Annotated in this window: 9 protein-coding genes; 5 read left to right on the top strand and 4 right to left on the bottom strand. The window is 45.5% G+C overall.

The annotated features are described in order from the left end of the window. Positions 1-195 precede the first annotated feature (195 nt). Positions 196-1,755, top strand: coding sequence for an AbgT family transporter (locus FR741_RS12015; RefSeq protein WP_167426840.1), 1,560 nt, complete (start codon positions 196-198; stop codon positions 1,753-1,755). Between the two features lie 253 nt (positions 1,756-2,008). Next, positions 2,009-2,518, top strand: coding sequence for a tRNA adenosine(34) deaminase TadA (tadA, locus tag FR741_RS12010; protein ID WP_373273872.1), 510 nt, complete (start codon positions 2,009-2,011; stop codon positions 2,516-2,518). A 586-nt stretch (positions 2,519-3,104) separates the two neighbouring features. On the opposite strand, the gene mltF is transcribed toward tadA, so the two are convergent. Then, complete coding sequence (gene mltF / locus FR741_RS12005; RefSeq protein WP_167427111.1) at positions 3,105-4,682, bottom strand: membrane-bound lytic murein transglycosylase MltF; 1,578 nt, start codon at positions 4,680-4,682, stop codon at positions 3,105-3,107. Between the two features lie 299 nt (positions 4,683-4,981). Between mltF and purL the strand changes: the two genes are divergently transcribed. After that, positions 4,982-8,875 carry a phosphoribosylformylglycinamidine synthase gene (purL, locus tag FR741_RS12000; protein WP_167427110.1) on the top strand — a complete coding sequence of 1,298 codons (3,894 nt, stop codon included), beginning with the start codon at positions 4,982-4,984 and terminating at the stop codon, positions 8,873-8,875. Between the two features lie 294 nt (positions 8,876-9,169). Further along, on the top strand, positions 9,170-9,478 hold the full coding sequence (locus FR741_RS11995) for a DUF3622 domain-containing protein (RefSeq protein ID WP_167426839.1): 309 nt from the start codon (positions 9,170-9,172) through the stop codon (positions 9,476-9,478). 90 nt (positions 9,479-9,568) lie between these two features. On the opposite strand, the gene FR741_RS11990 is transcribed toward FR741_RS11995, so the two are convergent. From FR741_RS11990 to FR741_RS11980, 3 genes are all read right to left on the bottom strand, one after another. Next, positions 9,569-10,012 (bottom strand): hypothetical protein, encoded by a 444-nt coding sequence (locus tag FR741_RS11990; protein WP_047010164.1) that lies wholly within the window; start codon positions 10,010-10,012, stop codon positions 9,569-9,571. A 118-nt stretch (positions 10,013-10,130) separates the two neighbouring features. Then, positions 10,131-12,317, bottom strand: a complete 2,187-nt coding sequence (locus FR741_RS11985) for a TonB-dependent receptor domain-containing protein (protein WP_167426838.1) — start codon at positions 12,315-12,317, stop codon at positions 10,131-10,133. Between the two features lie 254 nt (positions 12,318-12,571). Beyond that, positions 12,572-13,639 (bottom strand): succinylglutamate desuccinylase/aspartoacylase family protein, encoded by a 1,068-nt coding sequence (locus FR741_RS11980; RefSeq protein WP_005391426.1) that lies wholly within the window; start codon positions 13,637-13,639, stop codon positions 12,572-12,574. A 329-nt stretch (positions 13,640-13,968) separates the two neighbouring features. On the opposite strand from FR741_RS11980, the gene FR741_RS11975 reads away from it, so the two are divergent. Continuing rightward, complete coding sequence (locus FR741_RS11975; RefSeq protein ID WP_104969122.1) at positions 13,969-14,508, top strand: DUF3332 domain-containing protein; 540 nt, start codon at positions 13,969-13,971, stop codon at positions 14,506-14,508. Positions 14,509-14,560 lie beyond the last annotated feature (52 nt).

Genomic DNA, 14,560 nt, shown 5'->3' with positions numbered 1-14,560 from the left:
ATCGAGTTGATGTGCTACTGTTTTTATTATGTTTAATTGAAGTGGTGTTTTTGCAAAATATGTCTCCAATTATGAAAAAAAATATAGAACCTTGTGCTTTCTCCATTAGTGTTTACTAGAATACTCGTTGGATAGTAGGCCGTCATAATTACTCAAATAGGCCTTGGCACCAACATCATTCACTATGGAGTTACCATGAGTAACCAAGCTGTAAATAAGGCACCATCATCGAAGCCGAGCGGGATGGAGCGCTTTTTAAACTTTATCGAGAGGACAGGTAACAAAATCCCTGATCCTGCGATTTTGTTCTTCTGGGCATTGATCATTACTTGGGCGGCGTCAGCACTTTTGTCGAATGTATCATTCGATCTTCCAAACCCTCGAACGGGCGAAGCTCTTACTATCACCAACTTACTTACGGGCGAAGCGCTAGCAAGTTTCCTTGCGAACATGGTGACGACGTTTACTGGTTTTGCGCCACTGGGTATCGTACTTGTTGCGATGCTAGGTGTGGGCGTTGCAGACTCTTCGGGCTTTATTACGACGGGTCTTAAGAAGATGCTGAACTTCACGCCAGCTAAGCTTCTTACTCCAATGCTTATTTTGGTTGCTATTGTGTCGCATACTGCGGCAGATGCAGGCTATGTTCTGGTTATTCCTCTGGGCGGTATAATCTTCCATGCGGCAGGTCGTCACCCTCTAGCGGGTATTGCGGCAGCTTTTGCAGGTGTATCTGGTGGCTTCTCTGCAAACTTTATTCCTTCAGGTATCGATCCACTACTAGCTGGCTTTACACAAACCGCGGCGCAGGTTCTTGATCCTGAATACGTGGTTAACCCATTAGCGAACATCTTCTTTACTGGCCTATCTTCCATCATTATTGTAGCGATTGGTTGGTACGTGACAGAGAAAGTCATCGAGCCTCGTTTGTCAAAAATGCCAATTGATGACGATGCGGAAACTGCGCCAAACCTAGGCTCATTTACTGAATTGGAATCAAAAGCATTCCGTTATGCAGGTTGGGCAATGATGGCGGGTATTGCTTTACTTGTTGCAGCGTTAATTCCAGAAACATCAGCACTTCGCTCGCCTGAAGGTGAAATTACGGCCTTCTCAGCACCGATAATGAAGTCTATCGTGCCGTTGATCTTTATTCTGTTTATCATTCCTGGTTACGTTTACGGGAAAGTGTCAGGTACGTTCAAGACTAGCAACGACATTATTAAAGCGATGGCTGATACCATGTCAACCATGGGCGCATACATTGTTATGTCGTTCTTCTGTGCACAGTTCTTATCTGCATTTGCTCAGTCAAACATCGGTACGATGCTAGCGTTGTATGGCGCAGAAGGCTTAAAAGCGATGAACCTACCAGGTGAAGTGACCATCATCGGTATGATCCTTCTAACCGCGTCTGTAAACCTACTTATTGGTTCGGCATCGGCAAAATGGGCTTTAATTGGTCCAATCCTAGTGCCAATGCTAATGGCGGTTGGTATCTCGCCTGAGCTATCTCAAGCGGCTTACCGTGTGGGTGACTCTGTATCGAACATCATTTCGCCTCTAATGGTATTTTTCCCTCTTGTAGTGGTTTACTGTCAGCGTTATGTGAAGTCGGCTGGTATCGGTACGCTTGCGTCACTAATGATGCCATTCTCGATCGCAATGCTGATCGGTTGGTCTATCTTCCTAGTTGCTTATTGGATGGTAGGTATCCCGCTAGGCATTCAAGCTCCTTACACTTACACAATGTAAAAACGTGTAGGGTGTGAAAGCCGCTAATTGGCAGCCAAAAAGCGCAGGTCTTCGATCTGCGCTTTTTTTGTTCTCGCAAAACGAACATCGGTAGGTCTTGTAACTAGGCTTTTTGGAGTAGCAAACTTTGCCCAGTGATGTGTTGCTGTAGTGAAACTGAAGTTAGTGATAAAATTCCTGAATTCAATCGTTTTTTGTTTCTTTGGAGCCTCCTTTGTCTAATCATCCTTTTACCCCTCAAGATGAATTGTTTATGCGCAGAGCGATGGTGCTTGCTGAGCAAGCAGAAGCAGAGGGGGAAGTACCTGTCGGCGCAGTGCTTGTCAAAGATGGTGAAATTATAGCTGAGGGGTGGAATCGCTCTATTGGTACTAATGACGCTACCGCACATGCTGAGATTCAAACACTGCGTAAAGCCGGCCAAAAGCTAGAAAATTACCGCCTTCTGGATACGACTTTGTATGTAACACTTGAGCCATGTCCAATGTGTGCCGGAGCCTTATTGCATAGCCGCGTTAAGCGGGTCGTTTTTGGAGCGCCAGACTTAAAAGCGGGAGCAGCAGGAACAGTGCTTAATTTGTTTGAAAGCCAAGCTGCTTACCATTACGCCTTAGTTGAAAAGGGGCTGCTAGAAGATGAGTGCCGCACTCAGCTACAAGCGTTTTTTAAGCGTCGCCGTAAGGAAATTAAAGCGAAGAAACAAGCACAAAAAGCATTAGAAAATGGAGAGAGTGGACAAAATTATGGAAATAGTGAGAGTTAGCAAACATCTACAACCGGGTAGATGTTTGCCTGAACGTACTAGTGATTGACTAAGTGTACAAAAACACGATTACGTGAACTTACTTTCTTTTTCATACATGTCAGTTTACGTTTACGTCGGATAGCAGCTACTGTGTTATTTAAACGCTTTGACTGCACTCTACGTCTTCTCATATTCAAAACCTCCTGCAGGCAAGACTTATACCAGTAAATAGCGGTTCATCGATGCTTTACAATAGGCTCGATAATCGCACTAAACATTTGATGGTTTAAACGTTCTTCATTTGACTCCTGCATTGCACAGAGCCAGCAAATAATTTCAATACGATGCTTAATAATAGGAGTGACGTTATTTCGGCAGAGCGTAGCCGATAGCGCCGCTTCATCAGTGAGCTAAACCATGTGGTTACGAAGCAATCTGTTACAAAGCAATCAGTTTAACTAACGGTGAAAAAAAGGCGACCAACCAAAGGAATGGTTGAGTGTGGTTGGTGTCACTCAGAGTCTTGGATTCTAGATAAGTTTTCGCTAGGACTCAACAAAAATGACGAGCTCATGGGCTCGTCATTTTTTAGTTTACAGCGGGTCTATTCTTCAAGGATTTCTTGTTCGGTGTCTTCTTCAACCGTGACGTCAGAAGCGCCAGATATTTGCTCTACAACGGTCTCTACTGCTCCTGATATCAAAATGTCAGGGTTGAGCGGCGGGATAACTTGCAAGTCATCGCTATTCTCATCAATCGCTGGTCTTTGGCTGACATGACCAATGATGGATTGATAATAACGTCGAATATTTTCTACGTAATTACGCGCTTCATCACCTCTGGCGTACCCATAGCGAGTTTGACTGTAGTAACGCTTCTGACGCAGTAAAGGCAATCTGTCTTTTACATCTGCCCAAGCGTTTGGATCGCCACCTTGCGCTTTAGTAAGTCGCCGTGCGTCCATCATGTGGCCGTAGCCAATGTTGTATGAAGCCAGGGCAAACCATATTTTTTCATGCTCGTTGATGCTATCAGGCACGCGACCTACAATGCGACGTAAGTACTCGACACCACCACGAACAGATTGCTCAGGGTCTAAACGATTTGTTACCCCGACGCTTTTCGCTGTTGGCAGAGTAAGCATCATCATCCCTCTAACACCTGTTGGCGATTTTGCCGCTGGCTTCCAGTGTGATTCTTGATACGCCAATGCTGCAATTAAGCGCCAGTCGAACTCTTCGCTGTACTTTTGGAATAAAGGTGCCCACTTAGGCAATTTGTCATCCAGAGCTCGAATGAATGCGCGAGTATCAACGTAGTCAAATGCTTCAATATGACCAATGTACTTCTCTTCGAGAGTGGACAGTTCTCCTGATTGTTTAATGTTACCGAAAAACTCTATCAGCATCGCATACAAACTTTCGTCTTCAGAGCGTCGAGTAAACCACGATACTGGTTGATCTTCTGTAAGTTCAAACGCGAGCGCAAGATCGGGGTAAAGGCGCTGAGCTAGGGAAAGTTCTACAGAGTCAGTCACAGTAAAACGCAACTCACCAGTGGATACATATTTAAGTAAGTCTCTCGTATCAGCATCGCCAACAATTTCAAACTGTAGCTCTGGGTATTGCTTCTTTAATGCGGTTAGGGTCGGAACATATTGCGATTGTTCGACGATCTTTAATGTTTGTGCGCCTGCATTTGTATCTTCGTCAGATTCGCTATCTTTCGATGCTTGGTATTCAATCAGCTGTTCGATATCACGTGGTCGAAGTTGCCCCTTTTTATACACAACTTGTTGGCTTACATAATAATAAGCAGGGCCCGGCCTAAAGCGTTTTACCGCTTGTGACGTTTGATTTAAGCCCGTAGCGATGAGATCAATATCTCCTTTCTTAAGAGCAGGAAAAAGCTCGGCTTGGCGAAAGGCAGGCTTAATCTCGAGCTTGACGCCGAGCTGCTCCGCAAACTGACGCGCCAATTCGTAATCCAAACCAGCGGGACCATCGGGACCAATATAATAGGAAAGCTGATTGTTTAGCGTGCCAACACGAAGCACGCCACGTTCCTGAATTTTTTCGAATTCACTTTTGGGTTCCGACTCAATCTGGCAGGCAGAGAGTAGTAGCACAGAAACAAAAATTAGGGCGCTGCGCTTGAGTCGGTTGAGCTGGCTTATTTGCATTAATAGGTACATCTTAGGAAATTTCTATTTGCCTTTATATCAAAGCGAGCTCATGGGGCAAAGTGAATCACACACTTATAGCGTGACATTGTGTGTTTTATCGACATTTTAGTCGTAATTCAAATTTGACAAAAAAAATGACGCAAACGGTTGCTTTTGGTGTTACATCACAAAAACAATTGCTATATAATGCGCTCGCAATGACGAGGTGGAATCGGCATAGGTTCGACAGGGCTTATTTTAAGTGTCTGAATTTATTCCAATATCACCTTAATCAATTGCATAAGAGACCTAAGCACATGAGAATTTTGCGTGGCTCCCCAGCTCTTTCTGAGTTTCGTGTTAATAAACTACTGGAACTTTGTCGTGAACAAGATCTGCCTGTAACTGGCATTTATGCCGAGTTTATGCACTTTGCCGATCTAAAGTCTGACCTTGATGACCAAGAGTTAGAAAAACTTGAAAAGTTACTAACTTACGGCCCAACCATCGAAGAGCATGAGCCAGAAGGTCTTCTACTTCTTGTTACGCCTCGTCCAGGCACTATCTCGCCTTGGTCTTCTAAATCTACCGATATCGCTGTTAACTGTGGCTTGGATAAAGTGAAACGTCTAGAGCGCGGTACGGCTTATTATGTCGAATCTTCAGTTGTTCTATCAGAAGCTCAAGTTGACGCTGTCAAAGCGTTAATTCATGACCGCATGATGGAAACGGTATTTACAGAATTTGAAGCTGCGTCAGCGCTGTTTACAGTCGCAGAGCCTAAGCCTGTCGCACATGTTGATATCTTAGCAGGCGGTCGTCTTGCGCTTGAAGAAGCAAACGTTTCCCTAGGCTTGGCACTCGCAGAAGATGAAATTGATTACTTGGTAGAGAACTTTACTAAGCTTGGGCGTAACCCAAACGACATTGAATTGATGATGTTTGCTCAGGCGAACTCAGAGCACTGTCGCCACAAAATTTTTAACGCAGATTGGACTATCGACGGAGTAGATCAACCTAAGTCTCTGTTCAAAATGATCAAAAACACTTTTGAAACGACACCTGACTATGTGCTGTCTGCATACAAAGACAACGCGGCCGTTATGACGGGTTCTAAAGCGGGTCGTTTCTTCCCAGACCCTAAATCTCGTCAATACACTTACCACCATGAAGATGCGCACATCTTAATGAAGGTAGAGACGCACAACCACCCAACGGCAATCTCTCCATGGCCGGGCGCATCGACTGGTTCAGGCGGTGAGATCCGTGACGAAGGCGCGACGGGTATCGGTGGTAAGCCAAAAGCGGGTCTGGTTGGTTTTACAACCTCTAACTTACGTATTCCTGGTTTTGAACAGCCATGGGAAACCAACTTTGGCAAGCCAGGTCGTATTGTTAACGCGCTAGACATCATGCTTGACGGTCCTCTAGGCGGCGCGGCATTCAACAACGAATTTGGTCGTCCAAATCTATTGGGTTACTTCCGTACCTACGAAGAGAAAGTGACTTCTCACGCGGGTGAAGAAATTCGTGGTTACCACAAGCCAATCATGATTGCTGGTGGTATGGGTAACATCCGTGACGAACACGTACAGAAGAAAGAGATCCCAGTGGGTGCGAGCCTGATCGTACTTGGTGGGCCTGCAATGAACATCGGTCTTGGTGGCGGTGCGGCGTCTTCAATGGCATCTGGTCAGTCAGCAGAAGATCTGGACTTTGCTTCAGTACAGCGTGAAAACCCAGAGATGGAGCGTCGCTGTCAGGAAGTGATCGACCGTTGTTGGCAGCTAGGCGACGACAACCCAATCGCATTTATCCACGATGTGGGTGCGGGCGGTATCTCTAACGCATTGCCTGAACTTGTCGACGACGGTGAGCGTGGCGGTAAGTTCCAATTACGCGATGTACCAAACGATGAGCCGGGCATGAGTCCGCTAGAAATTTGGTGTAATGAATCACAGGAACGTTACGTTCTTGCGGTAGCGCCAGAAAACATGGAAGCATTCGATGCAATCTGTAAGCGTGAACGCGCACCATATGCAGTGGTGGGTGTGGCAACTGAAGAGCGTCATCTAACGCTAGAAGATTCTCACTTCGACAATACGCCAATCGATATGCCAATGGATATCCTGCTTGGTAAGCCACCGAAGATGCACCGCGACGCAACCACACTAAAGGTGGAAAGCCCTGCCATTGTTCGTGATGGTATTGAGCTTAATGAAGCGGTGGATCGCGTACTTCGTCTTCCAGCGGTTGCAGAAAAAACATTCCTAATTACTATCGGTGACCGAACAGTAACGGGTCTGGTTGCTCGTGATCAAATGGTTGGCCCTTGGCAGGTACCAGTAGCAAACTGTGCAGTAACAGCGGCAAGCTATGACACTTACCACGGCGAAGCAATGTCGATGGGTGAGCGCACGCCAGTGGCATTACTAGACTTTGGTGCATCGGCTCGCCTAGCGGTTGGTGAGTCACTAACGAACATTGCGGCAACAGACATCGGTGATATTAAACACATTAAACTGTCTGCGAACTGGATGTCGCCAGCGGGTCACCCAGGTGAAGATGCAGGTCTTTATGAAGCAGTCAAAGCGGTGGGTGAAGAGCTCTGTCCTGCATTAGGTTTGACGATCCCAGTTGGTAAAGACTCCATGTCGATGAAAACCAAGTGGGAAGAGAACGGCGAGAGTAAAGAAGTCACTTCTCCACTGTCGCTAGTTATCACGGCATTTGGTCGTGTGGAAGACGTACGTAAGACCGTGACTCCACAACTACGCACTGACAAAGGCGATACTTCTCTAGTTCTTGTTGACTTGGGTAACGGCAAAAACCGCTTAGGTGCGACAGCATTGGCACAAGTATACAAACAGCTTGGTGATAAACCTGCTGACGTAGATAACGCAGAGCAGCTAAAAGGCTTCTTTGATGCAATGCAAGCGTTAGTACGTGATGACAAGCTAGTGGCTTACCACGATAAAGGCGACGGCGGTCTGTTTGTAACACTGGCTGAGATGGCGTTCGCGGGTCACTGTGGCGTAAAAGCGAACATCGCAGAGCTGGGTGACGATGCGCTAGCCGTTCTATTTAACGAAGAGCTAGGTGCGGTTGTTCAAGTTAAGAATGATGATCTAGATTCAGTTCTATCTACTCTGGCGGCAAACGGCTTACAGGCATGCTCACATGTGATTGGTTCTGTTGAAGCTTCAGACGACTTTGTTATCACTTCTGGTGATGCAGTTGTGCTTGAACGTTCACGTACCGAACTACGCGTTATCTGGGCTGAAACAACGCATAAGATGCAAGGTCTACGTGATAACCCAGCGTGTGCAGGCCAAGAGCACGAAGCTAAGAAAGACAACTCTGACCCTGGTCTAAACGTTAAGCTCAGCTTTGACGTAAATGAAGACGTTGCAGCACCGTACATTGCGAAAGGTGCTAAACCTAAGATGGCAATTCTACGTGAGCAGGGCGTTAACTCCCACGTCGAAATGGCTGCAGCGTTTGACCGCGCAGGTTTTGAAGCAACCGACATTCATATGAGCGATATCCTAACGGGTCAAGCGGTACTGGATGAATACCATGGCCTAGTAGCTTGTGGTGGCTTCTCTTACGGCGACGTACTAGGTGCGGGTGAAGGCTGGGCTAAGTCTATCCTGTTTAACGCACAAGCTCGTGAACAGTTCCAAGCGTTCTTCAACCGTAAAGAGACGTTCTCTTTAGGTGTATGTAACGGTTGTCAGATGCTTTCTAACCTGAAAGAACTTATCCCGGGTGCAGACTTGTGGCCACGTTTTGTTCGTAACGAATCTGAGCGTTTTGAAGCGCGCTTTAGCCTAGTTGAAGTTCAGAAATCTGATTCTGTATTCTTCGACGGTATGGCAGGTTCGCGCATGCCAATCGCGGTTTCCCACGGAGAAGGGCGTGTAGAAGTACGTGATGCTGAGCACCTTGCAGCGATTGAAGCATCAGGTACGGTTGCGGTTCGTTACGTGGATAACCTCGGTAACCCGACGCAACAATATCCGAACAACCCGAACGGTTCGCCAAACGCGATTACTGGCTTAACAACAGCAGACGGTCGCGTGACAATCATGATGCCTCACCCAGAGCGTGTATTCCGCACAGTTGCAAACTCTTGGGCTCCGGAAGGTTGGGGTGAAAATGGTGCTTGGATGCGTATGTTCCAAAATGCACGTAAGAATATCGGTTAATTAACCAAAGGTTAATCTAGCTTAAGTAAAGCGTTGGTTGAGAGACCAGCGCTTTCTTTTTTCTTATTGCTCTTTTTCTTCGTCGCTCTTTCTCGTGACTGGGCGAAACGTTGCTTTGTTCTGCCTCTTCTTTGTCATCTATTATCTCGCGTAAAAAACTTGCAGCGTTTAGATTACTTTTATGCTCTAATACCGCGCTTACCAAGGGATGGTGTTAAACAGCTCAGCTTAGATGGAGTTATCAAGTTGACCGAATCCCTGATTGATCCCTAAATCCCTTAGGAAATGAAAGAAATGTCTAAGAATCCAAAATTTGCTATCCGCGTCACTGAAAAACGTAACGGCTGGAGCGCAGAAATCACTCGCCAAGTGACATCTCGTAAGACTGCAGTATCAAAGCGTGAAACTGGCTTTGACAGCGAAGAGAAAGCACAAGCTTGGGCTGAACAAGAACTGGCTGGTTTTATCCAAAACCAAGTGGTTCGTAACGAGCGTAAAGCAGCGCAACGTCAAGAGCGTGAAGCAGAACAACTAGCGGCAAAAGTTCGTAAAGAAGAAGCCCGCAAAGCACGTGACGCTGAAGTAGACGCTGACGAAGAATAGATTCAAGTCGGTGAGATGGTGACGTCACCCATCAAACAAAAAGTGAAAATGCCCTGAGCTTTGTCTCAGGGCATTTTTTATTGTATCGACTTAAAAACAATCCGACGATACGGACAGGCTAAACGTACCGTCTTCAGGGGCTGCAAATTGTTTATTGCCAGGAAGAAGGTGAGGGTTATTAGCATAAGTGCGATGTGTTGACTTGCCCTTTGCCGAGTGCCTCTCTGGTAAATCAAAGTGTTGCAATCCGTCAGATAGATCGTTTGCTTCACCGTAGTCGAAATGCGTTGCGACGTCTTTAGGCTGCTTGGCATAACGACAGTGATCCGGCTTGCCATCTTCATGCCAAGTTAACGCGTTTGCTTTGGCGTCTAGATTCAGATTATTTGTTGTTGGTTGTGCGTAATGATCCTCAATAACCTGGTGCTGACTCTGCTCTTGTAAGTAGTCAGCAATGCTCTCAGAAGTCTGTGCCAGGCTTTGACTTGCTGGAACGAAGCAAGCAAGAAGAAACAATGTTTTTAAGTTGTTCATAGTGTGTATGCAAGCAAAAAGAAATGATAGTACTGATAAATAAAACGGCGTGCAATTATGGTTGTTCGTTAAGAAACAGCAGGGCAGTTAATGTCTGCCCTGCATCTTTTAGGTATGGTTAGTATTGATAAGTGAGGTGCAGTTTGACTTCGCGACCAGGTGAAGGCACGCCATTAGATAGGTATGCTTCGTAGTAACGATCGGTTAAGTTTTTCACAACCGCGCCAACACTCAAGCCTTCGACTTGTTGTATTTCCCAAACCACGTAAGCGTTTTGTAGCGTGTATTGCTCACTTGGCGATTTCACTTTTAAATTGTTACCACTTGCCTTGGTTTTGGTTTGCGCATCATACCAACGGACTTCCCAGCCAGTGCGTAAACCTGGAATCCATTCGTAACCTAAACCTAAGTTGATATTTAATGGTGGCACATCAGGGTGATCATCATCTGAACCTGTAGAGTCAGATAAACTGCCTTTGTTTTTGCCGCGAATGTAACTTGCTGAGAAATTACTGTAGAAATCTTCAATCCGGTATTGTGAAATTAGCTCAAAGCCGTAGTTTTTAAAGCCATCTAGGTTTGTATTCCAGCTTTGTAACTCAGTAGTATTTTTGTCGAGGTTTTCGCCCGTTCGTATATCAACCGTGTCGCTAACATCGTTATAGAATAAAGTTAACTCTGTTGCGAGGTTATCGCGAGTATTCACCAGCCCTTCCGTTAAGTTGATAACGCTTGCTTGATAAGCATGGATACGAGACACGTCCAGATTCAAAGCAGTAGCCGTAGCGGTAGCTCGCGCATATTGCACTGAGTAGATGTTATCAACGGTTGGTGCTTTTAAAGCGTAGGCGTAGGAGGCGTTTAAACGCGTATTATTGGTCGCATCAAAGTCGATATCCAAACGTGGGCTAAAGCCTTTATGCGTCGTTTCACCGTAGTCATGTCCGGCGGCTGGGTCATTATAATCCGGCGCGGCGTTCCCTTTTCCTTCACTCTTGATGTATTCGTAACGCAGAGAAGGTGTGATGGTTAGACGGTCTGTTGCTTGATAGTGATCAGCAATGTAAGCCGCATAAATTGACTGCGTGCCAGATGGTTCGTAGTAAGGGGTATACCAACCGAAGTTTTTGGCTTCATTACTGTCGTATGATGCGTTGAATACTAACGAGTCTCTATCGGTTTTTTGATATTGAAGCCCTGTGACTAGAGTGTGGTCTCCGAACTGCGCTTGGTTAAACACATCAGCATAGTCACGCTCGTAACTTAACCAAGACTCGTGACCGTAACTGCCAACAGAAACGAACATTTTCTCGAATGCCACGTCAGGGCGAACCCAGTGACGATCGTTTTCAGAACGTGCCATTTTGATATTGAAATCAATATACGGGTTAGTCGGCATGTAGTGGTAAGAGATGGTCGTGGTGTTATCCGTGTATTTATTATCGACGGTGTATGCGTATTTGGCTTTTTCTAATGATCCGTATTTCTTGATGTTGTACTCAGTGATGTTAGGCATTTTTCCGCGGCGGTTAGCCCAAGGTTTACGACCTTCATCTTTGTAGCGAGTGTGGCTAATTTCAAACTCGTGATCGTTGTTTTCATAACCGACTTTTACGAGCATGTTTTCTTGCTCATAACCTGAGTAATCCAGCGTTTCACCACCACCGACTTTAATGTCATCAGAATCTTTTACCGAGCCATTCGCTAGAAAATAAAAACCAGTATCGTTTTTACCATAGAGTGTTAGCGTGTAGGCATTCTCATTGCCGTTGGTGTTGTATGCACTTGAGATGCGAGCACCAAAGTTTCTGTCGCCGTAAAGGAGATCATCGACACTCTTGGTTTTAATGCGAATGGAGCCACCAAACTTTCCGTTGAGTGCTCGATAGTCGTGCGCGCCCTTGATAATTTCTGCTTCACCAATCAAGAACGGATCAAAAAAGAAAGTTCCGTAGCGGTATTGTTGAAAGCCAATTGGAGCGCCATCGACAAATACGGCGATATCGCTTGGATCATCAAAACCACGAATATTAATACGTTCGCCGCCGGAACGGCCGCCGCCATCTAATGATGCGCCCGGAACAGCATCGATCATTGAGGCAAAATTGGAGTACTGTTGCTCTTCAATCTCTGACCAATTAATGGTGGTTTGCGCAGGCTCTGCAATGGTAATAGGTTTGGCATAACGCACACCGATGACTTCAAGCTCTTCATTTGGCGTTGTCTCGGCATATGAATAAAGAGGGAAGAGCAAAGTCAGTGAAATGAGATTTACTTTGAATGGATGACTTTTTAATCGTTTCATATTGATGATTTATAGTGTTTTTATGAAGCTCGGATTATAAGAACATTATTACGATTAATAAATGATAATGAGATTAATTATCAAGTGTGTTTTTGCGATGGCTTGTAAAGTTTTTTATCCATTCGTGGAAACTACGATGAGTATCTGTAGCTTACAGAAAACAAAAAGCCCAGCATCATGGACGCTGAGCTCATTGGCTTTTAAACAAGATGGTGCGAGCACTGTTAGCTAATCAAGTGCGTACTTGGTAGGAGTTACTGAGTTTCTAACGGGATCTGTCCGGTAGTCAGTGGCTCGACATCGAACTCGGTTAGTCCTTCAATGTAACTTTCAACGGCTTGTTCTACCGAATCATCACCTTGGTTGAAGTAAGCAAGGTGGAAGATCGCATCGCCTTCATTAACCAGTGGCAAAGTTTGTTGACCGATCACCAAGCCACGCTTTGGCGCTTTGAGCTCTACCTCATCATGTCCAAGAGGAGAGCTGATATAGGCGAGAGTTTCACCCTGTTCCACTTTGTCTCCCAGATTAACGACAGTACGCAAAATACCGTTACCTGACGCACGAACCCAGCTGGTGGACTTCGCTATGATAGGCTCAGGCAGCTTTTTTCGGCTAGCGCGCAACATGCCAATGGCTTGCATTACGCGCCGAACCCCGAGTACACCAGCGCTGATTGACAGTGGATCAAAACGCAATGCTTCGCCAGCCTCGTAGGTGAGCACGGGGATGTCACATTTTTCCGCTTCACTGCGCAAAGAGCCATCACGCAATGCTGAGTCAACAATCACTGGCGTAGCAAACGCCTGAGCAATACGCAGAGTTTCTGGGTTGCTTAAGTTTGCGCGAATCTGTGGCAGGTTCGTGCGGTGAATGGCTCCGGTGTGCAGATCCAAGATGTAGTCACAACGCTTGGCAATGTTGTTAAAGAACCCGTGTGCCATTCGAGATGCAAGCGCGCCTTTTTCACTGCCAGGAAAGCAACGGTTGAGATCTCGTCGATCGGGCAAGTACCGTGATTTATGGATGAAACCAAAAACGTTAACGATAGGTACTGCAATGACAGTGCCTTTCAGTTTTTGTGGATCCAGTTGGTTAATGATCTGACGAACGATTTCTACGCCATTAAGCTCATCACCATGGATAGCAGCATTGACCATTAACACAGGCCCTTCTTGTTTCCCATGGATGATTTCCACAGGAATAGATAAAGGCGAATGTGTGTATAGTTTCGCTGCTTCAAATTCGATCTCTAATCGTTGTCCTGGTTGTATTTGATGCCCTAAGAGCTCAAACACTTTGCTTTTTTTACTTCTGGCCATAAACCATCTCTGTCAAATGCGTTATCAGCAATGTAACAATTGCTGCAAAATCGCACTAATCATTCTCATTAAGGACACGACAAATTACTTTAATCGTCATGCGCGAAATCTCAGCATGTGTGAAGTTTTTGTTTTCAATATGATCTTTTCTATCAGTTTAATACATAACGAGAGGTACAGAAGGAAGAGCAATCATAGGCTTAAAAAATGTGACTGTATTAAAAATAATACTGATAATGAGGGACAAAAAAACGGACTTTTAACCCTACTTTTTATCCGATAATATCCGCGCCGAATTTGAGGTCTAACATTTCTAACTAGAGGTTTTGATGAAAAAGGCAATTGCTAAAATTGGTGCATTGACTGCTGTAGCAGTTTCACTTTCAGGTTGCGTTGGCAGTAATGCCGTGACAGGTTATGTCATGGGGTTTAACTTGAAAGCTGTAGATAACCGTTACGCTCGAGGTGGTCTAAACATGCTTTTAGCACCTGTTTATGGTGTCGCAATCGCAGCGGACTACATCGTGTTTAACTCTCTAGAGTTTTGGACGGGTAAGAACCCTTTAAATGGTAAGCCACATATCTTCGATACAAAGATGGATACTTACATCGATGTAAACCACCAGTTAGATAAATCGTTAACGACGGCGCCAATTGCACCGTTAGCGAATAACCGTGTTATTGATCAGGGTCGAATGCAGCAAATCGATGAGAATACTGTTCAAATGGATATTACTTACAATAACGGCGAGAAGGCGACACTTATGGGTGTGCGCGATGGTGAGCTTGTCACTTACTACATTGATGGCGAGGTCGTTGCACAAACCTCAATGGATGAATTAGCCGCTTATACGCAAAATCGCGTGTAATTTGGTCCAGCCAAACAAAAAAGGGTGCCGTAAAGCACCCTTTGTCGTTTTT

The organism is Vibrio diabolicus, from assembly GCF_011801455.1.
GTDB lineage: Bacteria > Pseudomonadota > Gammaproteobacteria > Enterobacterales > Vibrionaceae > Vibrio > Vibrio diabolicus.
The sequence above is the reverse complement of the archived record's forward strand: the minus strand, read 5'-3'. Positions and strand labels throughout refer to the sequence as shown.